Genomic DNA, 25,350 nt, shown 5'->3' on the forward strand with positions numbered 1-25,350 from the left:
TTTGGATGAGCGATCGCGCCATGGCGGTACGGGTGCGACAACACGTTAACCCTCTCAGTCAAAAGTTCCAGCAGGACATTGCTGTTCCCGATTGGTCAACGATTTACGAGCAACCCTCGCAGCCTTTACATCTCGATATTGGCTGTGCCAAGGGGACGTTCTTGTTAGAAATGGCAGCACTGTATCCAGAGCAAAATTTTCTGGGTCTGGAAATTCGCTACCCGCTGGTGGTGGCAGCCAATGAGCGGCGCGATCGCCAGCAACTTCGGAACCTCCACTACCTTTGGGGCAATGCCAATGTCCACTTGGGCAAAATCCTCCGCGGACTCCCCCTGCACACCGTCACGATTCAGTTTCCAGATCCGTGGTTCAAGCGCCGTCACCATAAACGCCGCGTCGTCACCCCTGAACTGGTGGCCACCCTTGCCGAACTCCTGCCCGCTGGTGGGCGTGTTGTCCTTCAGTCAGATGTCTTTGAGGTGGCTGAATCAATGGTGCAACAGTTTCGTGCCCATGCCGCCTTTAGCTCAACCTGTACCGATTGGTTACCCCAGAGTCCTTGGCCCGTCGCGACAGAACGGGAAAAATGTGTCCTCAGTAAAGGATTACCCGTTTACCGCTGGCAATTTGAGCGGTGTGCCCTCTAACTGGCTTTCAAATACTGCTGCCAAGTAGCGACAATTGCTGGGGAGCCGTACCAAGGGGCATCGGGGCGATCGCGCAAGCGACTGCGAGGCGCATGGAGCACATCTTCATAGACCAGATTCTCTGCCCCCTCAAGGTGGGCTGCTGCCACCGGTGTCACCCCATCTCCCCAACAGGCACCCTCGCCACAGGTGAGTTTATAGCTTTGATACGTAAACCAATTGGCAAACGAACCGCGTGGTGTGCCATAGATGGCCTTGCCCGCCAGACAGACATAGCGAATTTTGGGGTAATAAGCGCCGGGGTAGGTGGTGTTCACAAAGTCAAGATTGCGGCGCGTCCAACGCTCCTGACTCCGATGGGGAGTACCCAACGTGATTAGCGTGTGCACCCATTTGTGACCCGCCCAAACTTGGCTCTCATAGGGTTGATCCCCTAGGTAAATGCGGCTAATCCAGCCCCCCGCTGAGTGGCCAATGAGATGCACGGCGGACGCCCCTGTTGCATTCAGAACATGCTGAATGGTGGTATCCAAGGCCTGTAAAATTGGCGCCACCGATCGCCCCCCCAACGTGGGAAACCACGAGCGTACCCTGAGGGGCACCACCTCCGCCACAAACCCCAATTGCCGCAGATAATCCCGCAGTGGGTAGTACTCAGGGGCAGCCGCTAAATATCCCGGCAAAATAACGACAGGCAACACAGGACTAACTTGCTTGAGGCGTCGCCGGGAAGTGTATCACATTTGGATAGACGGAAATCATTAGCCCCTCGCGAGCCAGCAGCGTCTGCGGAAATCGTGCCCGTGCCAACTCACCAATGCGATCTAGACAGTCATCATCATGGCTAGGGTCATGGTGAAACAAAATCAGTTGCTTGACCTGGGCGGCTTGGGCAAGCTTAACCGCCTCCTGCCATGTGGAATGCCCCCACCCCACCTTGCTCTGCTGCGGGTGATAGTATTCTTCATCGGTATAGGTGGCATCGTAGATCATCACATCGGCGCGATCGGCCAAGGCAAACGCCCCCGGATGCAGCTGATCAGGCAAATGCTCCGTGTCTGTGATATAGGCCACATGGATACCCTGCCAACTCACACGGTAGCCCACCCCCCCACCCGGATGATTCAGGGCTTCATTACTCACCACCACACCGCCGCCTAGGTGTACCTGTTCGCCCGCCTCCAAGTCATAAAAACGCAAATCTCCCCCCATAATCTGCAACGGGACAGGAAAGTTGGGGTGCAGCATTTGATCATTCAGTCGTCGTTCAATGCCCTGACCATTTTTCCCCGGCACTGCGTAGATATGGAACTGATTCCCCGGTACAAAGGCGGGCTGAAAGAAGGGAAAACCCTGAATATGATCCCAGTGGGTATGGGTAAAGAATAAATGTGCCGCCACCGGATGTTGACTCATTAAGTGCTCCCCCAGAACCCGTAAACCCGTACCGCCGTCAAAAATGATGCGTTGACCATTAGCTTGAATTTCCACGCAGGGAGTGTTACCGCCATAGCGGACAGTGTGGGAACCGGGACAGGGAATACTGCCGCGCACGCCCCAAAACCGAATGGTGAGTGGGTTAAACATGGGCATATCGCAAATCTTGATCGTAGTGTGCCACAGAAAACACGCTTGACTTGTGATATGGATCATCCTCCCCCTGTGACGCTAGGAGTTGATAGAGTGGGGGCTAGCCGCCACGAAGGTTGGTGAAAAATTTTTTCTAAAATCTGCAAGGTGAGTGCATATTTGTAAAAACGCCATTGGATAAATGAATAGAGGGTTGTAACAGGAGGATGGATGAATAATGAGGAGTGAATAAAACAGGCAGTCACGTTTCTTCGTACGGTTGTCCTTTGATTGATATCTAGTGAGAGCGATTGATGACACGCCAACCCTGCGATAAACTCATTGCTTTGCTCCGATTTGACGGTTCCGATCGCCCGCGCTGGTATCGAGATCGCCAACTACAGGCCTACTTCACAGCAGCGGGGTACAACCTCGAGGAGCCAGAGCCGACGGCTGTCTTCCTCCTCCAAAAATTACAGAGTCAGCCGAACCATGATGATGCCCAGTACTGGCAGCGGGGTCTATTTTGCTATCTCCAAGAAACTAGTTGGTCTGTAGCCATGACCCTGCGGGAGAAACTGGGCGGGATGCATCAGGTCAGTGACTGTTTTCAGCAGGCTTGCTGTCTCACTAATGATCCCCTCAAGTTATTGAGCAAATTTAAGCCCGAGCGGGGTACGCGGCTATCCACCTATGCCTATCTCCGTATCTATGACGGTGTGTATGCTGCGCTGGTGGGGGTTCGGAAATCAGATTGGGGCCTACTCAAACACAGTGGTCTGCGTTCTCTCTCCTCAGCCTTGGGGAACCAAGGATACACAGAAGATCGAGTTCGTCAAGTTTGTGCCCTTGTCGAATTGTGGCAGGAGTTGGCGGATCAGACCACTGCTCCCGATCAGGCACTGCTGGCTCAGGTGGCTAAAACCTATCGTCAATGTTGTCCTGATCTCCCCGCTGTAACCCCTAGCGAAGTTGAAACCCTGCTCCGCACAGCGATCGCTGCCTTGCGAGCTTATCGCCAACCACAGGTGGTGAATCCTGCTGAGCAAAGGTTTTGGGACACCCTAGAAGGAGGAAATACGCCTTGGGAAGCAACCCTGAAACAGGAAGAACAGGAAACCCTTAAACGGGTCTTTGAAATGATGAAAAATGCGATTGCAGCACTGGATGACACTAGTCGTCAGGTGTTTTGTCTGTACTATTGCGAGCAGGTCAGCCAACAAGCAATTGCCCAGCACTTAGGCTTTGCAAAACAATATCAAGTGTCTCGTGCCCTAGAGCGGATTCGTGGTCATTTGGCGAAAGCGGTACTCGCCGGCCTTAACCAACCCACGCATCCTGAACGCCTTAAGGAGGCAACAGTGGCTGTCAACCTGTGGTTGAAGGAGGGTTATAAAGTGTTAGCAGGGTCTTGTCAGCGGTGTGATCAGGTAGGTATGGCAGAACACTGTCGTTATGAGGGTGCATCTTGACTGTTTTGTAAACGGTATGAACTTTTGGGAGTTGTTGTACTTAGGTAAGGAACCATGACATCGCTATCACTTTCGTTTCTCACTGCCATAGATGCGCCACCGATGGCGCACACGGAACACGTTCACATTGATTTAGCAGATGCTGGCGATCGCCAGTGGATCGAGCAGATCACAGCGGCCGCCCGCGCTTACCGTCGTGGCAGTGTCCGAATAAATGCGATGGCCTATGTAGCTGTGCGTGACTGGTTCGCAGCAATGGGCATTAGTGCCGACCCCTTCCTCTCCACCGTCGAACTGCCCATCTTCTGGGAGTTTGTCAACGGCACCCTGCTGAAGACCGCCATCGGTCAAGTGTTGATTGTGCCTGATACTTCTATAGAGCTTGACGAGTGCCGCATTCCTCAGGAATGGTTGCACATTGCCGCTTGGAAACCCGATTACATCTTGGGCGTACAAGTCTTTGCTGAAGAAGCGCAGGTCAGACTCTGGGGCTATGCACCGACTAGCAGTGTGAATCGTTCTGCCATTGATGCCTTGAGCCGTACCTACACCCTCGATCGCGAGGACATGATCGAAGATGTGCCCCTCCTCGCTGCCTTGCCGGCCTGCCATCACATCCCTGTTCCATCACCTGCCGCAACTGCGATTCCCACAGCCACGCTTCAGCAAATTGCCAGTGGTGAGATGCTCTTGCCCCGCTTGGTGTTGCCCCTAGAGGAATGGCTGCACATCATTGGGCAACCTCGCCATCGCCTTGATCTCTTTTTGGCCTGTCATCCGCAGCGGCTGAGTCTCTGGCTTTATGCCAAGACCAAGGGCGTGAGCAACCTGTTGGGTCAAGTGTGGCAAGACGTGCAGGAACTGCTTGAGGAGGGCGCGATGCTCAATCCCTATCTCAGTTGGAAGCTGGGCTGGACATCGCCAGAGTGGGCATTGCGCTCCAATGACACCTTAGAAGCCATGCAAGCTCAAGCTCAATTACGCCAAGCCTTGGAAACGGAGGATTGTCGCCAAGCGGTTGCCCTCCTCAAAGACCTGATTGCCACCACTGCCGATGAAGGATTGCGCTGGATGGCGGCAGAATATCTCCACGCTCAAGATGCCACTGCCCCAGAAGCAGGGGTGTGGAAAACTCGTACCGTGGACTTGGGTCTTGCCCTCGGCGGACAGTCCTTCGGCTTGGTCATGGCCGTACTGCCGCGAGATACGATGTCTGCCAATATTCTTGTGCGCGTCACTGCCCTCAAGGTAGGTGAAACGTTGCCCCCAGACTTGGTTTTGATGATTACTGAGGCCAATGGCAATACCTTTGCCCAAGTCACTAGTCGGCAGCAGGATCAAGCGGTGCAGTACAAGTTTTGGGGACAAATTGGCGAAACTTTTGGCATCACATTGGCCTATGGAGATGCTAAGATCACGGAAACTTTTGTTGTCTAGCTGCATTGGCTCTTTTTGATTGCCGCTGCGATGAAACACGTCTGTCTTGAAATCTACGGGGGTTGCCTTGAGCAGCATTCCTTCAAGGGTCGCCTATTATTGGGGACAGAAAGCCAAGTGGATGCCTATGGGGTGTATCCTGTAGAGTTTCCAGCAATGCCTCACCTTCCGCACCGGTATCGGCAGTGGCGCGACGCCTATCACGGCTATGCGAAGAATACTCGTCTGGGGGCTAGCGGTAACCAGATTACGAACATTGGTACTCAGCAACCCACCCTCCTTAAAGAGGTACGGCAAAACTACACTGACCTTGTGACTACCCTTGGCACGTGGTTGCACAATACGCGCATCAGTTATCTCTGCGAGGAACAGATCAATGAGCAAACTTCACTTTCTAAGGAGCAGACTTCATTTTTTGGCCTAGGCAACTTTATCTTGCCGCCGCCGATGAACGAGATTCACCGCATTTCTGTGCAGACAGATTTTGTTGAACTGTGGCACTATCCATGGCACGACTGGACACCGATTCGCCAACACAGCAATCTGGATGTGGTGTTTTCACCAATGGTGTATCAGTCCCTGAAGTCTTCGACAGCGCACCATGAGGGAGTACGGATTCTGGCAATTTTTGGCGCGAGTGGCGACCTTGATCTCAAGGGGGATCTTGAGGCTCTCAGGGCGTTACCCAATGTCGAACTCCACTGCCTGCGATCGCCCCAATTAAGTGAACTCTATTCCCTGTGGTGTCAGCCCTGGGACATTCTCTTTTTTGCTGGGCATAGTCAGGGTAATGGCATTATTATCAACAATGAAGAGGAACCATTACAGATTTACAGGCTTTATGAGACGCTTAAAACCGCAGTGAAGCAGGGGCTGCAACTGGCGATCTTTAATTCCTGCGACAGTATTCCCCTAGGACAGTTTTTGATTCAGTTGGGCTTGCCCCACGCGATCGTGATGCGCGAAGCGGTTCCGAATATTGCCGCTGAGTTGTTTTTGAAGTACTTTTTACAGAACTTTCACGGCGGTGCAGATCTCTATGCCGCTGTAGCTCAAGCGCGATCGCAATTACGCGAACTGAGTCGCTGTGATGAGTATCTGCCGGGAACGTCGGCCCTGCCCCTCATTTGCCGCCATCCCCAAGCGCGCTGCCCCCACTGGCACCATTTACGCCGATCAGAAGCCCCTGCTGTTACAGTTGGTGTGTCTGGGGGCGATCGCTCCTCCCCAAGGGTTTCTAAATTTCCCGCATTCCTCTACTGGTGTCGCTGGCAACTGGAACTGGCGCAACTCCTGCCCCACGCCCAAGATCCTAGTCGCTGGGTGACAGCAATTCCTGGGGGTTGCAGTCCCCAAAGGCCACAGCAAAACTACCAAGATGCCTTTGCGAATGTTGCCCACTGGGTCTGCGGCCTCGAGCGCACTATCGGTGGCTTTTCCCCTCAAGCGGAGTTGGCCTTTTTCTTTCCTGCCCTAGAGGCTGAGGCTCGGCAACTTCTACCGCGGATCTCTAGCCAACAGCTGCTGCCTTACTTGGAATCCTTGGTGGTGGAGCAGCGGGGTCTCCCCCGTGTCCGTGCCGCTTTTTTAATTGCGCAGCAATATCCCAATGTCAGCCACCTCAGTACAGCGTTTCAAGTTTTAGAGGATACCTTACGCCAAGACACCAAGCCCCAAGTGCGCGAAGAGCTATTAGCGGAGTGTCAGCAATTTCTCAAGGAGCTAGATGCCAAGCTGGTCAGGAGCGTTTGGGACAGCACCACGGGAGAGCGCCTACAGCAGTTTTTACAGCGGCTGCTCCATTATCCCCAACAGTCTAACCGCCTGAAACTGGCGATCGCCTCTGTTCTGATTACGGCAAAAGGCCGTTGGGCGGTTGAAGCTAGCAATGTTGCCCTAGAAATTTTTCGTAACTCCTCATACCTAGAGGATGTGATCCTTGCCAGTTGCTGTTTACACCAAGCGGGGGTGCGGCAGTGGGAGGTTGTTGGCCGACTAGAGCGCTATTTGGGCTTGGCCACGGTGCAGTCCCACCAGATTGCCCTTGCCGGCGCCCTTGGCATTGTTAGTCCGAATCATCCCCAAGCCATTGACACCCTTGAGTTAATCATTGAGCAGCAGGCCTACGATCTGGAAACATTGATGGCGGCGGTGCGGGCCCTTCACCGCATTTCCCCTGAGCATCCCCTTGTGTTGGCGACCCTGCGATCGCTCTTGGTCAAGGCGCAGGAAACCCAAGATATTCTCGGCTTTTACTATGGCCTAGCGGCTCTCGATGAATTGCAGCAGCCCCTAACTCCCTACATCTCAACTACAGTCATCCCGTGGGTTTGCCAGAAAATTGCGGTTTTTAAGGCGCAAGAAGAACCCTACCTGATGGCTCCCTATACCGTGCTGTGGTACTGTAGCCGCCATATTCCCTACCAAGAACTTGCAAATCTTTGGCAATAGTTAACTTCCCCGAAGGGGCGGGAGATCGAGCGCTTTCTGAGGATCAACCGTAGCGACTAAAGAAAAAATGGGGTCGTCGCAATGACTGACCCCGCCTGCCGATTCCTCAGAGAGGAGAACACTAAAACTTAGCCTAAGGCAGATGAGAAAAAATGTCAACAAGCTAGAAGAAAAAGTTTGCCCAAGATGCCGAGCACCCTCTTGCCCTGTCTCCCTCAGATTCCAAGCCATGGGCTTTCGCCCTAACCTCTGAGAAAAGTGACCACTGCTTTGGGGGGTGCTCAAGGTTGAAGAGTTGCTCAGCCCTCAACACCAATTGCGGGAGTAGCGTTGATCGAATTAGGGATTGTCCTTGCAATTCGGTGAGCTGATAAGATTGACCGACTACAACGCAAAGCACCACCTTTTGTTCTTCAGGGTCAACGATCCAATATTCAGGAATGCCCATTTCGGCATACTCTCGACGTTTTGTGTGATAGTCGCGATCGCGAAGCGCGCCCTTTGGGCGATCGCGATTCCCATTGCCCGGACTAACCACTTCTACCACTAAAAGCGGTGGGCGTTCGACGATCGCCGAAAGCGGATTTTGTTTGCGCAGAGCGTCCCATTCTTCGCGGTGCAAAATGCATAAGTCTGGTTCCCGTGATGTTCGCAAGCCAGTGCGCACGCCAATGCCACCGGGGAAAATTTCGAAGGGTAAATGATTCCCCTTAATTTCGTTTTCAAGCGTGGTGAATAAAAATCGGATAATTGCGATATGTAGGGGGCTACCGGTTGGCATGGTAATAATTTCGCCATTTTCTAATTCAATGCGATGATCTGCCGCATCATAATCAAGGAACTCCGCAAAGGTAACCTTTCTAACGGGAGTCTGAGTCATGGCTGAATCTCGCAAATTCAAACACAATTTTTAATGCCTAACTCCAGCCTAGCCTACCGGACTTGAGTCAAAGCTTAACTTCAGGCTAGGAGAGCAATTTCAGTTGCTGAATCACAGGTTCGGGCGTTCGCGCAGCGCGCCCTTCAGGCGATCGCGGCATCTCTGGAGTGTCTTGACTCTCTTCTTCAGAGTGGCCATTAAGGGTTTGGAGTGCCGCTAGCAGATCTTGGTGCAGCGGTTCAAGGTCAGGGTGATGATCCAGATAGAGTTGCAGGGCATGGCTGGGGTCAAGGCACTGTTCGAGGGCAACTTCTGGCAGGCGGGCAATGGGCTGGCTATTCACTAGTTGGGGCAGAAGGCTGACGCTGTGGGCACTCTCTAGTGCTTTTTGCAGCTCATGGAGGTTGATCAGGGGAATTTGATCGGGGCGCAGTTGATACATGACCCGCACCACAGCCCCGCTGATCTCCCCGCTGGCGATCGCCCCCAAGAGGGCGGCTTGGGGATCCAGTTCCAGCTCGGTTAAGTCCACACGAATGGTGCGGAAGGGGCGGGTGGGTAGGGGACAAAACTGAAATTCTGTTTTGCCCTTAGCAAGGTTCACTAAGACATAGCCCTTTTCTTCCCCCTCTTCACCAAAATCCACCCGCTCAATGCTGCCGGGATAGACCACGGGTGGATCGTGACACAGGACTTGATGGCGATGCACATGGCCAAGGGCAACATAGTCAAAACAGGGGCGCGCCAAAAAACTCAGGGGAATCGTAAAACCTTTGCCGGCACTCAAATAGCGTTCAGAGCCGTACTGGGCGGTGTCCACCATGGCATGAGCCAGTAAGACAGTGGGCAAGGCCGGATCAAGTTGGCGAATTTCCCCCTCAAGGGCAAGGCGCAGCCGCTCTAGGAGCAGTTGATGCACCTCCGCAAGGGAAAGGCCACTGGTTTCTGGCCGAGTGAGGAGCGTAGATCGCGTTAACCAAGGGAGGGTAATGACTTGAACACTACCCCGGCGAGTTTCAATGCGATGGGTAGCCAAGCGATCGCCCACGATAAAACCGGGCACCCCAAGGGTGCGATAAAGACTGAGGCTCGCGCCCCCCTGTCCTTGGGCGTGCTGATCGTGGTTGCCCACCAGCAAAACCGTGGGAATGCGGGCATCGGCCAAGCGGCGAAATTGGCTGGCAAAGGCTTCATGGACGAGAGGGGGTGGCGTGGCATCGGGAAAGGCATCACCGCCAAAGAGCACCAGATCAACGGGTTCACTGAGGGCACGGTCAATACAGGTGGCCAGAGCAGCAATAAAATCCTCAAGGCGCGTATTCAAGCCGGTGGCCGGGTTAATGTGGCCATGACTGAGGCCACTGCCCAGGTGAATATCGGACACATGGAGAATTTTCATAGCGATCAGGTGATGACCGTGGGGCGATCGCGCCCCGTTAAGCCTTGGATATTCGCCACTTCATTGGCCAGTTGAATTAAATCGGCGAGTGCTACTTGGGCATCGAGGTGCTGCTGGGCAGGATTGGGTTCAAAGCGCTCCAAATAGACCCGTAGTGTTGCCCCTTGGGTTCCCGTTCCCGATAGGCGATAGACAATGCGACTGCCATCCTCAAAAATCAGCCGAATCCCTTGATTTTGGCTGACGCTGTGATCCACTGGATCGGTGTAGCTAAAGTTATCGGCAGTGGCCACGGTGTAGGCACCCAAGGTCTGACCCACGAAGCTGGGCAGTTTTTGCTCCAGTTGGCTCATCAGGGTGTGGGCGCGATCGCTCTCAATGCCTTCGTAGTCATGGCGGGAGTAGTAGTTGCGGCCATAGGTTTGCCAATGGGCTTTGACAATCTCGGCCACGGAGGTTTGGCGGACAGCCAAGATATTCAACCAAAAAAGCACAGCCCAGAGGCCATCTTTCTCGCGCACGTGGTTGGAGCCAGTACCAAAACTTTCCTCACCGCAGAGAGTGGCTTTACCGGCATCGAGGAGGTTGCCAAAAAACTTCCAGCCCGTGGGGGTTTCATAACAGTCAATCCCCAGCTTGGCTGCCACGCGATCGGCCGCCTGACTCGTGGGCATGGAACGGGCAATCCCCGCTAAGCCGTCTTTATAGCCGGGCACCAGGGTGGCATTGGCGGCCAAAATCGCAAGGCTGTCGCTAGGGGTAACAAAACAATTAGCCCCTAAAATCATGTTGCGATCGCCATCGCCATCGGAGGCCGCACCAAAATCAGGAGCCTGCTCGCCAAAGAGTTGCTGCACCAAGTCATGGGCATAGACCAAATTGGGGTCGGGATGACCACCACCAAAGTCCGGTAGCGGCACACCATTTTGCACCGTGCCTTGGGGTGCCCCTAGGCGTTTTTCAATGATCCGATGGGCATAAGGTCCCGTAACCGCGTGCATGGCATCAAAGACAAGGTGCAGCTTCCCGGTGCGAATGACCTCAGCAATACGATCAAAGTCAAAAAGAGTCTCCAGCAATGTTTGATAATCGGCGACGGGGTCAATGACTTCAACAATCATTTCACCCAAGGGAAACTCCCCAAGGGTGTGCAGATTGACATCGGGGGCTGTGTAGATTTTGTAGCTGGTGAGGGCAAGGCTCCGCTCATAGATCGCGTTGGTCACTTTCTCTGGCGCAGGCCCGCCATTGGCAATATTGAACTTAACGCCAAAATCTCCCTGTGGACCGGCGGGGTTGTGACTGGCTGAGAGAATAATGCCACCGATCGCCCCATACTTGCGAATCACACAGGAGGCGGCTGGCGTTGAGAGAATGCCATTTTGCCCCACCTTGACCCGTGCAAAGCCATTGGCTGCAGCCATTTTGAGGATGACTTGGATCGCCTCAGCATTGAAGTAACGGCCATCCCCCCCTAAAACAAGCGTTTGCCCCTGCGGTGCCTCAATGGTGTCAAAAATCGCTTGAATAAAGTTTTCTAGATAGTGGGGCTGCTGGAAAACAGGTACCGCCTTACGCAACCCAGAGGTGCCGGGTTTTTGATCCTTGAAGGGAGTGGTGGCAACAACTTGAATACCCATTAGGAGGCTCCACAAGGGGACTGTCACTATAAGGGCAGCTTAGTCGGCTCCAGAATCGTGGTCAAGACCTTTCCATATAGTATGCGAGAGTATGCCTTTGCCCTAATTGATTTTCTGAGAGACTTGTCATCGCACCTAGACGCTTGCTACAATCATAAAGCACTCTTCAGCCGGGATAGCTCAGTTGGTAGAGCAGAGGACTGAAAATCCTCGTGTCGCCAGTTCAATTCTGGCTCCTGGCATCGCCGACAAGATGCGCCTCGTTTCGCTCCTACCGAGTGCCACAGAAATTGTTGCTGCCCTAGGATTGACACCGTTTCTTGTGGGGCGTAGCCATGAATGTGACTATCCGCCAGAGGTGAAGACATTGCCTGTTTGTACACGGGCAAGGCTAGATGCACAGCAGTCAAGTTTAGCAATTGATCGGGCGGTTCAAGACCTCCTGCGATCGGCTCTGGGCATTTATGACTTGGAACTGGCGACCCTGCAAGCGCTAAAACCGACCCACATCATTACCCAAGATCAATGCGATGTTTGTGCTGTAACCTTGGCAGAGGTGCAAGGGGCGATCGCCAGACTCTTTGAGCCACCACCGCAGTTAATTTCCCTCCAACCCCATTGCCTTGAGGATGTCTGGCAGGATATTCGGCGGGTGGGTCTTGCCCTCGGTGTCTCTCCCGACCCCCTACTGAATTCGCTACACACCAGAATTCATGCCTGTCAAGCAGGGGTGCGCGATCGCCCGCGGCGGCAAGTCGCGACCATTGAATGGATTGACCCCCTCATGGCCAGTGGCAATTGGGTACCGGAATTGATTGCCCTCGCGGGGGGTGAAAATGTCCTCGGTACAGCAGGAAAACATTCCCCCTACATTGAGTGGTCAACACTTCTGGCGATCGACCCGGAGGTGATCATTGTCATGCCCTGTGGCTTTGACCTCGAACGCAGCCGTCAAGAACTTGACCAAGCCTTGCACACTTATCCCCAGTGGCAGCAATTGCGTGCCCTGCAAACAGGTCAACTGTACATTGTTGATGGCAACGCCTATTTCAACCGCCCCGGCCCCCGCTTAGTGGATTCCCTTGAAATTCTTGTCGAGATTCTCCACCCACCCCAAGAACCAAAATTTCAAGGCATGGGTTGGCAACCCTACAGCCCTTTTCCCAAGGATGGCACACGCTCACAGCTGTAAAAGCCAGTGCCGGCAAGGATTTGATTTCCTATCCCCTATTTCAGCAAAGGGCAGCTGTACGCGCCATCAATCACAGGAGGATGGCACCAACGATAAATCTGAAGAAAAGATAAAAATTACCCGTTGCAGATTTGGCTATTTCGCCTAAGATGAGGGAAACTCAACTGATCTCATTGATCCCCTGCCGTTGTCCCAAATACATAAATAGGCAAGCTTCCTATGGCAATTGGTTATTTAGCGCTGGTTTTGCATGCTCACCTCCCCTTTGTCCGCCACCCCGAGAGTGACTACGTTTTAGAAGAAGAGTGGCTCTTTGAGGCAATTACCGAAACCTATGTGCCCCTGATCTGGATGTTTGAGGGGCTAAAGCGTGACGGCGTGGACTTCAAAATCACAATGAGTATGACGCCGCCATTAATTTCAATGCTGCGGGATCCGCTACTTCAGGAACGCTACGATCAGCACTTGGCAAAACTAGAGGAACTGGCAGAACTAGAGGTAGAGCGCAATACCTACAATGGCCACATCCGCTACCTTGCCGAGCACTATGCCCAAGAATTCAACCGCGTACGGCAGACATGGGAAAACTACGATCGCGACCTCGTCAAGGCCTTTAAGCAGTTTCAAGACACCAATAACCTTGAAATCATTACCTGTGGTGCCACCCACGGCTACCTACCCCTCATGAAAATGTATCCCCAAGCGGTGTGGGCACAACTGCAAGTGGCCTGTGAGCACTATGAACAAACCTTTGGCCGCCCGCCCAAGGGCATTTGGCTGCCAGAGTGCGCCTATTACGAAGGCCTAGAGCGAATGCTGGCCGATGCGGGTTTGCGCTATTTCATTACTGATGGCCATGGTATTCTCTATGCCCGTCCGCGGCCTCGCTTTGGCACCTATGCGCCTATTTTCACCGAAACTGGGGTGGCTGCCTTTGGCCGCGATCATGAATCCTCACAGCAGGTGTGGTCGTCAGAGGTGGGCTATCCGGGGGCGCCTGAATACCGTGAGTTCTACAAGGACTTGGGGTGGGAAGCAGAGTACGAATACATCAAGCCCTACATCATGCCCAATGGCCAACGCAAAAATACGGGAATTAAGTACCACAAAATTACGGGTCGTGGCCTAGGACTGGGAGAGAAGCAGCTCTATGACCCCTACTGGGCTCGGGAAAAAGCAGCCGAGCACGCCGCCAATTTCATGTTTAACCGCGAAAATCAAATTCGCTACCTGCACCACCTAATGCAGCGTCCGCCAATTGTGGTCTCTCCCTACGATGCGGAACTTTATGGTCACTGGTGGTATGAAGGGCCTTGGTTCCTTGACTTTCTCTTCCGCAAGGTCTGGTTTGACCAAGACACCTTTGCCATGACCCACTTGGCAGACTATCTGCGCGCCCATCCCACCCAGCAGGTGTGCCGTCCGTCCCAGTCCAGTTGGGGCTACAAGGGGTTCCATGAATACTGGCTGAATGACACCAATGCTTGGATTTACCCCCACCTCCATAAGGCCGCTGAACGGATGATTGAACTGGCCAAGGGGGAGCCGTGGGATGAACTGAGTTGGCGTGCCCTCAACCAAGCGGCACGGGAATTACTCCTTGCCCAATCCTCAGACTGGGCTTTTATTATGCGGACGGGAACGATGGTACCCTATGCGGTTCGCCGCACCCGTAGCCACTTGATGCGCTTCCACAAGCTCTATGATGACATCAAGGCACAAAAAATTGATGCGGGTTGGCTGGAAAAAGTGGAAGCCATTGACAATATCTTTCCCCACATTAACTATCGGGTCTATCGCCCCTTGTAGTCGGAGCAGTGGTTAAAGAACGCCAAAGCCTTTGCGTTTCTTTTGCTTCTTGGGCTTTTTGGGAGCCTGAGCACGACCCCCTCGACCCATTGGGTTCATACCCGGCATACCCATTCCCGGAAAGCCCCCTTGACCCATCTGCTGCATCAGGGATCGCATCCGCTGGAAATCGCTGACCAACTTTGTTACATCGGCTACTTGATAACCAGAACCTTTGGCAACCCGTTCACGGCGACTGGGGGAGCTAGCGAGAAGTTCAGGATTGCGACGCTCTTCGCGGGTCATGGAGTTAATCATTGCTTCCGCCCGTTTGAGTTGTACTTCGCCCTGCTGGAGTTGCTCCGTTGAAATTTTATTCATGCCGGGGATGAGCTTCATAATTCCCGCAAGGGAACCCATATTTTTTAGTAGGCGCAGTTGCTTGAGGAAGTCATCAAAGTCAAACTGGGCTTCGAGGATTTTGCGGGACATTTTTTCGGCATCGGCCAAGTCCACTTCCTCTTGGGCTTTTTCGACAAGGGTGAGGACATCCCCCATCCCCAAGATGCGAGAGGCCAAGCGATCGGGATAGAAAGGTTGGAGAGCCTCGACTTTTTCACCAACACCAATAAACTTAATCGGTTGTCCGGAGACTTGACGCACCGAGAGAGCTGCACCGCCGCGTGTATCCCCATCCAGTTTGGTGAGAATGGCTCCCGTAATCCCCACCTGCTCATGGAAGGCACGGGTGAGGTTGGCCGCCTCTTGCCCCGTCATCGCATCTACTACTAAGAGGGTTTCGTGGGGTTGTACCGCATCTTTAATGGCCGCCAGTTCTGCCATCATCTCGGCATCAATTTGTAGGCGCCCCGCTGTGTCAATAATCACGGTATCCACACCGAGTTCCTTGGCTTTGGCCACCCCTTGGCGAGCAATTTCCACGGGGCTAACTTCTGTACCCATCTCAAACACGGGCACGTCAATTTGTTTGCCAAGGGTAATCAACTGATCAATCGCAGCGGGACGATAGACATCGGTGGCCACCAAGAGGGTGCTGCGGCGTTCTTTGCGCAGGTGCAGGGCGAGCTTTGCTGTGGCGGTGGTTTTCCCCGTTCCCTGTAAACCGGCCATGAGAATAATCGTGGGGGGTGGCTCCACGTGAGCAAGGGGACTGTGGGATTCCCCCATGACCTCAACAAGGGCATCGTAAACAATTTTGATAAATTGCTGATCGGGACGAACCCCGGCAATGACCTCAGCACCGATCGCCCGCTGACGCACATTTTCAATAAAGTCTTTAGCGACCTGGAGGTTGACATCGGCCTCTAACAGGGCACGGCGCACTTCCCTAAGAGCTTCTTGGATATTGTTTTCGGTAATTTTGTCTTGACCCCGTAGGGTTTTCCAAGCAGATTCAAGGCGTTCAGCAAGGGCGTCAAACATGGATTACAGCTCAAGGGGCAACAAGAATTTCATTGATCTTAGAGTATCTATCGTAGCAAACCGTCTTCCCCATACCGTCTTGGCTGCCGATTTAAGCAAGGGGCTGCGAGTTGCAATTTGTAGCAAAGTTAGCAGTGGTCGTCAACCGTATCCGCTAGGCTTTCACGGTAAGATAAAAACATTGGGGTTAGAGTCTTTATTTTTATCAGGTTCTATAAAGACGGCCTATTAAAGGCTCTGATCGGCGGGAGGTGTCCAATGCTTGTGATCCTCACCCAAAATCAGATTTTACCGTCACAGTCTGTGTGTCAATCCTGCTTGTTTGCTGATCGCCAAGGCAAACCCCGCTGGCAGGAGGGTCAGCTCCGTTGTGGGGCGCCTCTAGGGAGTACTGCTGAAGCGGGATGTCAACACTTTCGCTGTCAAATGGGGTTTCATTTAGTGGCGGTGTCAGATTTGCCGACTCCTCTCGAGCAAGACCATTGAGGGAAATCGCCACCAAGGAATATCAATGCTGGAATTTGAGAACTACGATCCGGAAGACTTTTACGACGAGTGGTTTCTAGCCAAAGGCCAACCACGACCTTTTATTGAACCGCTGTTACAACGGGTGCGATCGCTGCCAGCGGGAGAACTGCAACAGCGCCAAAAAACCGCCCAACAGGTGATGTTTAACATTGGCGCCACATTCACGGTCTATGGTGCTGCCGAGGGCACCGAGCGGATCATGCCCTTTGATATTCTGCCGCGGGTCATTCCCGCCCAAGAGTGGCAAGCCCTTGAACGGGGTCTCAAGCAACGGATTGCGGCGCTCAATACATTTATTGCTGATGTCTATGGTGAGCAAAAAATTATTAAGGATGGTGTCATCCCACGGGAAATCATTGAGTCGGCCAAGGGCTATCTGCGTCCCTGCCATGACCTGAAGCCGCCGGGGGGCATTTGGTGCCATATTACGGGTACCGACTTAGTGCGCGATCGCGATGGCACCTTCTATGTTCTAGAAGATAACCTGCGCTGCCCTTCGGGGGTCTCCTATGTGCTAGAAAACCGCCGCGTGATGAAAAGCACGTTTCCCCTTGTCTTCAAAGAACTGCACATTCAACCTGTGGACGAGTACCCCAGCCGTCTCCTAGAAACGCTGCTGAACCTTGCGCCCCCCGGCCTACCGGATGCGACCGTGGTGGTACTGACGCCGGGGATGTACAATTCCGCCTATTTTGAGCATTCCTTCCTTGCTCAGCAAATGGGGGTAACGCTCGTGGAAGGGCGGGATCTGGTGGTGGCTGATGGTTACCTACAAATGCGCACAACCAAGGGTCTGAAGCGCGTGGATGTGGTCTATCGCCGCATTGATGATGACTTCATTGATCCAGCGGTATTTCGTCCTGATTCGATGCTGGGGGTCAGGGGTCTGATGGAGGTTTATCGCCAAGGGCGGGTGGCGATCGCCAATGCCCTCGGAACTGGCGTGGCCGATGACAAGGTGATTTATGCCTATGTGCCGCAAATGATTCGCTATTATCTCGGTGAGGAACCCCTACTACCCAATGTGCCCACCTACCTGTGTTGGGAGCCACAACAGTTGGATCATGTGCTCAAGAACCTCGATTCCCTCGTGGTGAAATCTGCCAACGAGTCCGGCGGCTATGGCATGCTCATTGGTTGCCAAGCCACGACTGAGCAGCGGGCAGAATTTGCGGAGCGCATCAAAGCCAATCCCCGCAACTACATTGCCCAGCCCACCCTTTCGCTGTCGCGCGTGCCCACCCTGCTGGGGGATGAAATTGTCGGCTGCCATGTGGACTTACGCCCCTATATCCTGTACGGCAAGGAAATTTATGTCCATCCCGGTGGTCTGACGCGGGTGGCAATGAAGCGTGGCTCATTGGTGGTAAATTCTTCCCAAGGGGGCGGGAGCAAGGATACTTGGGTGCTTAATGATTAGAGCCGTCTTTTGGGGACAGGGGATGCTAGCGGTAAGGCACCACCTATGTTAAACAATTATTAGCTATTAGCCAACGCTGATCGGTGAACTTAGCCTAAACTTGCTGAGGTACTGAAGGAACTTAAGCACATGAATGAATTTGAGACATCCCCAACCACAGAAACTACCCATACGGAAAAGCCTATTTTTGAACCAACGCCGGCACCAGCACCCTTAGCGGAAGTAGAGTCTCAGCCAGCGCCGCCGAAAGTGGGCGGTCTCACGGATGAACAGTGGCAACAGGCTCGTGAAAAACTCTATTGGCTCCTCACGGTCTTCCCCGATCAGGTTAGTGCATTTGTGGGTGAATACAAGCAGCCCCTGCGCACCCTCCTCATCATTCTTGCCACCATTCCTTTTGTGGCACTAGCGGTTGCCATTTTGGAAGTAGTGAATGCCATTCCCCTCCTAGGCCCGACCTGTGAACTCGTAGGCTTTGGCTACACTTGTTGGTTTCTGTATCGCTATGTCCTCTTTGAGTCCGGTCGCCGTGAACTTGGCCAAAAGGTGAATGAGTATAAATCCCGTATCCTTGGGAATGAAGGCGCCAGTTCTTCTTAAGCGAGTTCATGCGCCTGCATTATCTCCAGCACGTGCCCTTTGAGACCCCTGCCTACATTGCCCAGTGGGCGATCGCCCGTGGTTTTGATTGGCAAGGCAGTCATCTCTATGCAGGCGAGCCGCTACCCGCATTGACGGAGGTGGATGCGCTGATTGTGATGGGCGGCCCTATGGGGGTACACGATGAGGCTGTTTATCCATGGTTAGGGTCTGAAAAGGCCTTTTTGCGCCAAGCGATCGCCAACGGGTTACCCATTTTCGGGATTTGTCTTGGTGCTCAGCTCTTGGCACAAGTCCTAGGGGCAGAGGTCACCCCAGCACCCACGAAGGAAATCGGCTGGTTTCCCATTGAACTGACAGCAGCCGCCCAAGCGCATCCTTGGTTTCAGGATTGGCCACCCCAACTGACGGTGCTGCATTGGCATGGGGAGATGTTTAGCCTCCCTCCGGATGCAATGCCCCTCGCCAAAAGTGCCACCTGTCCGCAACAAGGATTCTTGTGGGGCGATCGCGTTGTTGGTCTTCAGTTTCACTTAGAAGTGACCCCCGCTAGCCTTGGGGAGTTGATTCAGCACTGTCAGGACGAGCTAGTGCCTGATTCCTACATTCAATCGGCAACTGACATTCAAGCCCACGCCGCGCAAACCGCATGCTTGACTCCCTATCTGGAACGTTTACTTGAGCGCTGGATTCAGTCGTGATCATTACCAGTCGGCAGAATCCCTTGGTGCGCTCGATCCGTAGGCTGCACCACCGCAAATATCGCCAAGGGCACTTGCTTTTAGAGGGGACTCATTTGCTCCAAGAGGCACTGGCAGCCGGCTATCGCTTATCAGTGGTTTGCTATACCAGCGCTTGGCAAGCAAAGCAATCGCCAACATTTTGGCAGCAGGTTGTCCATAGGAGCGATCGCACCGTTGAAGTCAGTGAAGAGGTACTGACTGCCCTCTGTACGACAACCACTCCCGATGGCGTTGTTGCTGTTGCCAACTATACACCCCTTCCTACCTTGCCACTCCAGCGTTTAGGTCTGTGCTTAGTCACGCTTCAGGATCCGGGCAACTTGGGAACGATTATTCGTACCGCTGCCGCCGTGGGTGTTGAGGGGCTATTGTTGACCCCCGATTGCGTGGACATGACCCATCCAAAAGTGTTGCGTGCCAGTGCCGGCCAGTGGTTTCGCCTACCGATGCAAACTGTTAGCGATGGTTTGGCCACTCTCAAAGCCTACCAAGCCCAAGGATGGCAAATAGTCGTCACATTACCAACCGCGCCACTGATCTATTGGCAAGCGGATTTTCGTCAACCGACCTTACTGGTCATGGGAAATGAAGGCCAAGGGTTACCCCCGGCCTACCAAGATCTCACGTTTACGGCACTGCGGATTCCTCAGGAGCCAAATGTTGAATCCCTCAATGTGGCGATCGCCACAGCAGTGCTCTTGTACGAAGTCTATCGCCAACGCTGGCTGAACTAAACCACAAAAAAGTTGAGAACGCCTACCACTAGCACTAGGGCAATCCATAGCCCAGAGCCAAGGAAAATTAACTGCTTTGAGCGATCCCAATCTTGGGGAGAGGCGTAGGCCACTGGCACACCCACCACCATCACAAAGGAGAGGATGACAAGGGCAGCAAGAGCCAGTTGAAAGAGAATCGTCATTGTTGCTAACTCCCAAATCTTATCAGCGGCAATGGTAGCGAAGCGGCTACCTCTGAACTAGCATTATCCCCCATTTGTTGACCCTAAACTAGGCTCAGAAGCGAGTTATATCGCAACTACTGCCAACCCTGAGCCAGCCACGATCGCGGATCGACGCACTCGCCATTAACGTAGAGTCCCCAATGTAAATGGGGTCCTGTGGAGGCACCCGTATTGCCAACCGTACCAATGACTTGCCCTGCCTCAACCATTTGTCCCTCTTGGACGTGAATTTGATCGAGGTGCAGGTAAATCGTCAGCACCCCTTGCCCATGATCAATACCGATCGTGTTGCCATGGATGAGAAATCCTTGGGATTCTCGCCCCACTAAGGCCACTCGCCCCCGCTGCGCCGCTACTACGGCTGATCCCTTGGGGCCTGCATAGTCCAAACCACGATGGAAGTAGTCCTTGGCCAAAACCCCGTTGTAGTACCGCCGTACGCCGTAGGGTGTGGTCACAGGGCCACTGTTGGGGCGGCGAAAGGCACCTTGCCAGAGTCTTTCGGGGGTGACCAGTGCCTTAAAGGCATCCACGCGATCAAATTCCAAATCCGTTCCTGAGGCGTCTTTGCCCGGTGGGAGCCAAATCCTTTGCACAGGAAAGGAGCGATCGCCCACCCACAGAAGCATATTGCGGGTTTCATTTCCTGAGCGAACCACCAATGAACGGCGGCCGGGGGTCTGGAGTGGTGTTGTGGCCACAAAGGCACGCCATTGCTGTGGCCCAATGGAAAAGACCGGCAGCGCTTTGCCCGCCACCTCGACCGTGGGCTGTTCTGAAGCGTTGACCACAATGGCCAGCGTATCTCCCAAAACAGGGCGATCGGGACTGACGGTGACCGTAATTGGAATCGTAACTTGACTACTGGCGGGCAGAATGGTGGCAGTGATAATGGCAGGTACTAGCCACGGGAAAAGGCAATCGCGCATAGCGGCAAGAAACAATGAGCCTCTAGATTGGGCACGCAAAAATGCACTGGGGTTCCAAGCAGGAACGAATGAGAAAAAGCCGCCAGTAAATTTACCGACGGCTGGATGATTAAAGCATCCTTGGGCGTAATTTAACGACGGCGGGGCACTTTGGCTAAGTAATCAATATCAGCGGCACGCAACTGCTGGGCATAGCGAGTCTTGGGCGCGATCGCTGCTGCCAAATCGCGGTATTTGCGGGGGTCGCCCTCCGGTAGCCGCCGCTCTTGGAACTTGCGATCGTAGAATTTCTCCAGCGTAAACCGCCAATCGGTGGTAGTGGTGCCCACTTTGTCGCGGTATTCAAAGCCATAGCGCGGCGTCACGAGGTTAAAGGGACGTCCCTCCATCCGCTTGCGCTGGTAGGGCACCGTAAAGTCACCAAAGGCATTGGTGTATTCCTCACTGTCGAGGAGGGCATCGACAAAGCCATAGAAGCCAAGGGTGCCGATTTTAATTGACCAAGCAATTTTTTCCTCTTCGTTGTAGGCACTGCGCCCCAAGAACCGCCGCAGGCACACATCCACCAAACGGTAGTTGTCGTTCACAGCCACCACCGTATTGTAGAAGCGCTCTGATTTGGCCAGACCGCGAATGAAGTCCCGCACCGTAATCACTCGGTTCACTAATTGGGATTCCAAGGTGATTTGACGGTTAAAGGCTAAGGTGGCATGCTCACTAAACACCTGCCGATAGCAGGCCCAGATCACCTCGCGGATTTCCGGGTAGGAGGCCGCATCCTCAAGACGATAGATATAGGGGCTATCTTCGTTTTGATCGGCAATGCCAAAGGTAGCGACGCGGTGGTTTTGAGTCGTCGGCTTGTAGGCGAGTAGAGGTAAGTCCATGGATCTCTCCCAAGTCAAAGAGTGAAACAATAGCTAGCGCAGCGGAAAGGTCGCCGTCGGGTTGATCGACGCCGGTACAGTCGGGCGATCGCGCCGCGTGGTATCGGGGATTTGCACATTGGCCGTGGACACTGGCTTGAATTGCACAGGTGTCACCTTGACTGATCGTGCCATCTCCAAGAAATTGCGAATGTCGCCCCACTTGTAGCGACTGTTCTCTAACTTATCGCGCCAGTAGTCACCATAGCGAGGGGTCACCAGATTAAAGGGGCGATCTTTATAGCGACGACGCTGGTAGGGCACAGTGTTATCGCCAAAGTTTTGCGTATATTCGTCACTATCCACAAGGGTATCCACAAAGTTCTGCCAACCGTCGGTGGCAATGCGAATGGACCACGCCAGTTCTTCATCTTTGTTGTAGGGCGCACGCCCAAGGAGTCGCTTCAGGGCAATTTCCACCAAGCGATAGTTGGAGTTCGTCTCCACCACCAAGCGACGGAATGTCTCCGATTTGGCCAAGCCGCGAATAAAATCCCGTACCGAAATGGCACGACTGGCTAGTTGGGACTCCAAATGGGGCTGGCGGGTACTCTTGAGGACGACGTGCTCACTGAAGACTTGGCGATAGGCCGCCCAAATCAGTTCGTCAATATCTGACTGATCCACTACATCCTCAAGGGAATAGCGCCAAGGGGTGTCTTCATTGGGCACTTCATAGCCCGGTACCCGCTGATTTTGGGAGCTAGGGGCATAGCTCAGCAAGGGAATCGTCATGGCTTACACCTTTGGTTGAGAGGGCAAATAACGATAGGGCAACGCAACGGGCACAGGTTTGACCGGTGTCGGCGGTAGATCCCGCTCTTGGGCGGTGTTGGGAACCGTCACCAAACTGGAGGTGGCCCGTGCCACATGGCGTTGAGTATCGAGGGTAGGCACCACAATTGAACGCGCCATAGAGAGGAAGTTGGCTGGAATCGCGCCGCGGATAATTTGCTTGTCCAGTGGCCCTGCAGTGTAGTAGCGCACTTGATAGTAAGAACGACCACTGAGGGACATTTCCTTGTTGCGCCAGTAGTCGCTGTAGCGGGGATTAACGAGGTTAAAAGGACGCGCCATGCGCCGCCGCCGTTGGTAGGGGACAATATCGGCACCAAAGTTTTGCTGGTACTCGTCGCTGTCCACCAAGGCATCAATAAATCCTTCTAGGCCACGGGTGGCTAGAATAATCGACCAAGCAATCTGCTCCTGCTGGCCATAGGTGGGGCGGCCAAGGAATCGCTTGAAGGAGACATCCACGAGGCGGTAATTGGAATTGACGGCTGCCACTTGCTCGCGATAGACCTCGGACTTACCCAAGCCACGGATAAAATCCTGTACGGAAATGGCACGATTGCGCAGTTGGGATTCTAGGAAGGGCTGACGGTAGGAGTCCAAAATCAGGTGCTCGCTGAAAATTTGGCGATAGGCTGCCCAAATCAGGGCATCCACGTCTGCGGCATCGGTGGCATCGGTGAGGCGGTAGATGACGGGATCATCCTCGGCGGGGACTTCATAACTGACCACCCGCTGGTCAAGGGTTCTGGGCTTCACAGCCAGCAAGGGTAACGACATAACTTTCCAATCCTTTTAGGTGTGCATGGACAGAGAGTCCCTCTGGAGGGCAAGTTGACAACGGGAACGCACAACAATGTCGGGGTCGCGATCGCTCAAATGATTGAGGAGGAAACGCACCGCTTCCCGAAGGGCACGAGCAGCCGCCTGCTGATGCAGATGATCGAGGGCAACACCCACGGCATAGCGAACCGCCCAATCCGCTGCTTCACTGTTGCGTTGAAGAACTGTGAGTGCTTCCCTTAATTGAGCCTCTCTTGCCGTCTCTTCAGGGATTAACTGCCAGCGGAGCGTTCCTAAGGCCTTTGTGGCGGCGCGGCGAACACTGGGGGCAAAATCCGACTGCGCGGCAGCCAATAAGACCCGTAGGGCGGCAGGATGACCAATACTCCCCAAAACTCGCACCCCATAGGCACGGGCACCATAGTTGTATCCATCCAACTGTGCCAACAGCGGCTCCACAACCGCATCCCCAAGGGCAATGAGGCCTGCCACAGCGGCTTGGGCAGCAGCGGGGTTGTTGTACCCCAAAACCGCAATCAGCGTGGGAATAGCAGCGGTGTCTTTTTGCTGGGCAAGCTGAACCACCGCCTCGCATAGGGCAGGAGCAGAGGTGGCAGTCTCAACGGCATGGATATAGGGATGGAGATCACTCACAGCAGTTGATCCAATCCTTGAAAGAGGGAGAGGGTCTGTGCGGCTGGGGCGGCCTGCCGCAGTTGCTGGCTGAGGATGCCGTGGAGGGCAATGAGCTTGAAGCTCGCTTCAACACCCGCCTGCAAAATAGCCTCTGCTGCGGGTAGATAGCCCATCGCTCCCAAATCCAGAAGCGCTGTCCGTCGCAGTTGCACATCCTCACTGTTGAGAGCCGCTAGCAGGCGATCGCCATACTCGGCCGCTCCCGTGAGCTGAAAAAGTGCCCGCGCAGCGGCAAATTGGACTCGCGGCATTTCATGGGCCAAGAATGGCTCAATCAGGGCAATGGCTTCAGTGGCACCAAGGTGACCCAAGCTTTCAATCACGGCTTCCACTGGCTGCACCAGATGCGGGCGACCGGGGACGAGCCGCGCCATTGCCACACCCCCTTCTAGGAGCGATTGCAGGGGCGCGATCGCTTGAGGGTCTCCCAACTGACCAAGAGCAATGGCCGCCGCCTCACGGACATAAAAATCCTCGCAGCGCAAGCACTCAATTAATGCCGGTACGGCTTGGCGATCGCCCAACTTGCCCAAGGCACGGGCGGCATTCCGCCGCAGAGGGTAACCCCCCAATTCTGTGCGATCGGCCTCATCGGCCAAAGCAGCAATCAAGGCGGCCACAATCGCCTGCCGCTCCGCTGCCGTTGCTGTTTCTAGGCCAAACTTCCCCAGCCACCACGCCGCATAGTAGCGGAGACTGGTATCCGTCCCCTGAAGCTGCGCCAGCATTTGGGGAACCGTCAGTTGTACCGGTTCAGAGACCGCCGTCATTCCCTCTCCAGACATCAGCCAATTAGGAGGCGACCACGGGGGTAATGGAAACGATTTTGCCCCCCATGCGGGTAATGCGCTGCATCTCTTCATTCATGCGGTTGTAGGGCACCGTAATAAAGGTGCTACCGCTGCGCCGAATCGGAAACCCCATTTTGTCAGTTTCTTCGTTTTGACGCAGACCCACAACCTCGTAGCGGAAAACGCGAGCGCCGGAGGGGCTAAGGGCAGCACTTCCAGACGCAGTTTGACCAAACATGACACCTGACTCCCAATCTCAAAAG

The 25,350-nt window shown here is 54.0% G+C and carries 25 protein-coding genes and 1 tRNA gene; 12 read left to right on the forward strand and 14 right to left on the reverse strand.

The annotated features are described in order from the left end of the window. The first annotated feature begins 5 nt into the window (after nucleotides 1-5). On the forward strand, nucleotides 6-647 hold the full coding sequence (trmB, locus tag RHI63_RS06960; protein WP_255521432.1) for a tRNA (guanosine(46)-N7)-methyltransferase TrmB: 642 nt from the start codon (nucleotides 6-8) through the stop codon (nucleotides 645-647). Here trmB and RHI63_RS06965 read toward each other — a convergent pair. Together RHI63_RS06965 and RHI63_RS06970 are read right to left on the reverse strand one after the other, a co-directional pair. Then, the gene (locus tag RHI63_RS06965) at nucleotides 644-1,348 is read right to left on the reverse strand and encodes a triacylglycerol lipase (RefSeq protein WP_206199538.1); all 705 of its coding nucleotides are present in this window, start codon (nucleotides 1,346-1,348) and stop codon (nucleotides 644-646) included. The genes trmB and RHI63_RS06965 overlap by 4 nt on opposite strands. A gap of 4 nt (nucleotides 1,349-1,352) precedes the next feature. Further along, entirely contained in the window at nucleotides 1,353-2,240 is an 888-nt protein-coding gene (locus RHI63_RS06970) for an MBL fold metallo-hydrolase (RefSeq protein ID WP_206199539.1), read from the reverse strand. A 290-nt stretch (nucleotides 2,241-2,530) separates the two neighbouring features. On the opposite strand from RHI63_RS06970, the gene RHI63_RS06975 reads away from it, so the two are divergent. From RHI63_RS06975 to RHI63_RS06985, 3 genes are read left to right on the forward strand one after another with little or no spacing between them, the layout of a single operon-like run. Beyond that, entirely contained in the window at nucleotides 2,531-3,688 is a 1,158-nt protein-coding gene (locus RHI63_RS06975) for a sigma-70 family RNA polymerase sigma factor (RefSeq protein ID WP_310821385.1), read from the forward strand. Between the two features lie 54 nt (nucleotides 3,689-3,742). Then, entirely contained in the window at nucleotides 3,743-5,125 is a 1,383-nt protein-coding gene (locus RHI63_RS06980) for a DUF1822 family protein (RefSeq protein WP_310744392.1), read from the forward strand. A 30-nt stretch (nucleotides 5,126-5,155) separates the two neighbouring features. After that, entirely contained in the window at nucleotides 5,156-7,576 is a 2,421-nt protein-coding gene (locus tag RHI63_RS06985) for a CHAT domain-containing protein (protein ID WP_310742810.1), read from the forward strand. 163 nt (nucleotides 7,577-7,739) lie between these two features. Here the strand turns inward: RHI63_RS06985 and RHI63_RS06990 are convergent, their stop codons facing one another. From RHI63_RS06990 to RHI63_RS07000, 3 genes are all read right to left on the reverse strand, one after another. Then, nucleotides 7,740-8,456: a Uma2 family endonuclease gene (locus RHI63_RS06990; protein WP_206199543.1), complete on the reverse strand. Its 717-nt coding sequence runs from the start codon at nucleotides 8,454-8,456 to the stop codon at nucleotides 7,740-7,742. 85 nt (nucleotides 8,457-8,541) lie between these two features. Then, nucleotides 8,542-9,855: an exonuclease subunit SbcD gene (gene sbcD / locus RHI63_RS06995; protein ID WP_206199544.1), complete on the reverse strand. Its 1,314-nt coding sequence runs from the start codon at nucleotides 9,853-9,855 to the stop codon at nucleotides 8,542-8,544. A gap of 5 nt (nucleotides 9,856-9,860) precedes the next feature. After that, nucleotides 9,861-11,495 (reverse strand): alpha-D-glucose phosphate-specific phosphoglucomutase, encoded by a 1,635-nt coding sequence (locus RHI63_RS07000; RefSeq protein ID WP_310821387.1) that lies wholly within the window; start codon nucleotides 11,493-11,495, stop codon nucleotides 9,861-9,863. Nucleotides 11,496-11,664: 169 nt separating this feature from the next. Between RHI63_RS07000 and RHI63_RS07005 the strand changes: the two genes are divergently transcribed. The 3 genes from RHI63_RS07005 to RHI63_RS07015 all read left to right on the forward strand — a co-directional run bounded on the left by RHI63_RS07005 (nucleotide 11,665) and on the right by RHI63_RS07015 (nucleotide 14,496). After that, nucleotides 11,665-11,737, forward strand: a tRNA-Phe gene (locus tag RHI63_RS07005). An 11-nt stretch (nucleotides 11,738-11,748) separates the two neighbouring features. Next, nucleotides 11,749-12,687 carry a cobalamin-binding protein gene (locus RHI63_RS07010; RefSeq protein ID WP_310453559.1) on the forward strand — a complete coding sequence of 313 codons (939 nt, stop codon included), beginning with the start codon at nucleotides 11,749-11,751 and terminating at the stop codon, nucleotides 12,685-12,687. 219 nt (nucleotides 12,688-12,906) lie between these two features. Further along, a complete protein-coding gene (locus tag RHI63_RS07015) occupies nucleotides 12,907-14,496 on the forward strand; it encodes a glycoside hydrolase family 57 protein (RefSeq protein ID WP_310453560.1) in 1,590 nt (529 codons plus the stop codon). Nucleotides 14,497-14,508: 12 nt separating this feature from the next. Here the strand turns inward: RHI63_RS07015 and ffh are convergent, their stop codons facing one another. Further along, complete coding sequence (ffh, locus tag RHI63_RS07020) at nucleotides 14,509-15,918, reverse strand: signal recognition particle protein (RefSeq protein ID WP_302676361.1); 1,410 nt, start codon at nucleotides 15,916-15,918, stop codon at nucleotides 14,509-14,511. 258 nt (nucleotides 15,919-16,176) lie between these two features. Between ffh and RHI63_RS07025 the strand changes: the two genes are divergently transcribed. The 5 genes from RHI63_RS07025 to RHI63_RS07045 all read left to right on the forward strand — a co-directional run bounded on the left by RHI63_RS07025 (nucleotide 16,177) and on the right by RHI63_RS07045 (nucleotide 19,943). Continuing rightward, on the forward strand, nucleotides 16,177-16,404 hold the full coding sequence (locus tag RHI63_RS07025) for a hypothetical protein (RefSeq protein ID WP_206199549.1): 228 nt from the start codon (nucleotides 16,177-16,179) through the stop codon (nucleotides 16,402-16,404). A 25-nt stretch (nucleotides 16,405-16,429) separates the two neighbouring features. Then, nucleotides 16,430-17,866 carry a circularly permuted type 2 ATP-grasp protein gene (locus RHI63_RS07030; RefSeq protein WP_399363684.1) on the forward strand — a complete coding sequence of 479 codons (1,437 nt, stop codon included), beginning with the start codon at nucleotides 16,430-16,432 and terminating at the stop codon, nucleotides 17,864-17,866. A gap of 129 nt (nucleotides 17,867-17,995) precedes the next feature. After that, complete coding sequence (locus RHI63_RS07035; RefSeq protein WP_206199550.1) at nucleotides 17,996-18,466, forward strand: CAAD domain-containing protein; 471 nt, start codon at nucleotides 17,996-17,998, stop codon at nucleotides 18,464-18,466. Nucleotides 18,467-18,474: 8 nt separating this feature from the next. After that, complete coding sequence (locus RHI63_RS07040) at nucleotides 18,475-19,167, forward strand: type 1 glutamine amidotransferase (protein WP_310821388.1); 693 nt, start codon at nucleotides 18,475-18,477, stop codon at nucleotides 19,165-19,167. Further along, on the forward strand, nucleotides 19,167-19,943 hold the full coding sequence (locus tag RHI63_RS07045) for an RNA methyltransferase (protein ID WP_315862923.1): 777 nt from the start codon (nucleotides 19,167-19,169) through the stop codon (nucleotides 19,941-19,943). Before RHI63_RS07040 ends, RHI63_RS07045 begins: the two co-directional genes overlap by 1 nt. On the opposite strand, the gene psbZ is transcribed toward RHI63_RS07045, so the two are convergent. The 8 genes from psbZ to RHI63_RS07085 all read right to left on the reverse strand — a co-directional run bounded on the left by psbZ (nucleotide 19,940) and on the right by RHI63_RS07085 (nucleotide 25,325). Next, a complete protein-coding gene (gene psbZ, locus RHI63_RS07050; protein ID WP_181496775.1) occupies nucleotides 19,940-20,128 on the reverse strand; it encodes a photosystem II reaction center protein PsbZ in 189 nt (62 codons plus the stop codon). The two genes, RHI63_RS07045 and psbZ, sit on opposite strands and share 4 nt — an antisense overlap. Before the next feature lie 116 nt (nucleotides 20,129-20,244). Continuing rightward, on the reverse strand, nucleotides 20,245-21,099 hold the full coding sequence (locus RHI63_RS07055; RefSeq protein WP_310821389.1) for a M23 family metallopeptidase: 855 nt from the start codon (nucleotides 21,097-21,099) through the stop codon (nucleotides 20,245-20,247). 131 nt (nucleotides 21,100-21,230) lie between these two features. After that, nucleotides 21,231-21,986, reverse strand: coding sequence for a phycobilisome rod-core linker polypeptide (locus RHI63_RS07060; protein ID WP_206199553.1), 756 nt, complete (start codon nucleotides 21,984-21,986; stop codon nucleotides 21,231-21,233). Nucleotides 21,987-22,019: 33 nt separating this feature from the next. Further along, complete coding sequence (locus RHI63_RS07065; RefSeq protein ID WP_206199554.1) at nucleotides 22,020-22,760, reverse strand: phycobilisome rod-core linker polypeptide; 741 nt, start codon at nucleotides 22,758-22,760, stop codon at nucleotides 22,020-22,022. Between the two features lie 3 nt (nucleotides 22,761-22,763). After that, nucleotides 22,764-23,597 (reverse strand): phycobilisome rod-core linker polypeptide, encoded by an 834-nt coding sequence (locus tag RHI63_RS07070; protein WP_206199555.1) that lies wholly within the window; start codon nucleotides 23,595-23,597, stop codon nucleotides 22,764-22,766. Between the two features lie 15 nt (nucleotides 23,598-23,612). Beyond that, nucleotides 23,613-24,254 (reverse strand): HEAT repeat domain-containing protein, encoded by a 642-nt coding sequence (locus RHI63_RS07075; RefSeq protein WP_225901515.1) that lies wholly within the window; start codon nucleotides 24,252-24,254, stop codon nucleotides 23,613-23,615. Next, nucleotides 24,251-25,081, reverse strand: a complete 831-nt coding sequence (locus RHI63_RS07080; protein ID WP_206199556.1) for a HEAT repeat domain-containing protein — start codon at nucleotides 25,079-25,081, stop codon at nucleotides 24,251-24,253. The genes RHI63_RS07075 and RHI63_RS07080 overlap by 4 nt, the downstream gene beginning before the upstream one ends. 7 nt (nucleotides 25,082-25,088) lie before the next feature. Continuing rightward, the gene (locus RHI63_RS07085; protein WP_149818199.1) at nucleotides 25,089-25,325 is read right to left on the reverse strand and encodes a phycobilisome linker polypeptide; all 237 of its coding nucleotides are present in this window, start codon (nucleotides 25,323-25,325) and stop codon (nucleotides 25,089-25,091) included. Nucleotides 25,326-25,350: the final 25 nt, after the last annotated feature.

This window comes from Thermosynechococcus sp. GLH187 (assembly GCF_031583395.1).
GTDB lineage: Bacteria > Cyanobacteriota > Cyanobacteriia > Thermosynechococcales > Thermosynechococcaceae > Thermosynechococcus.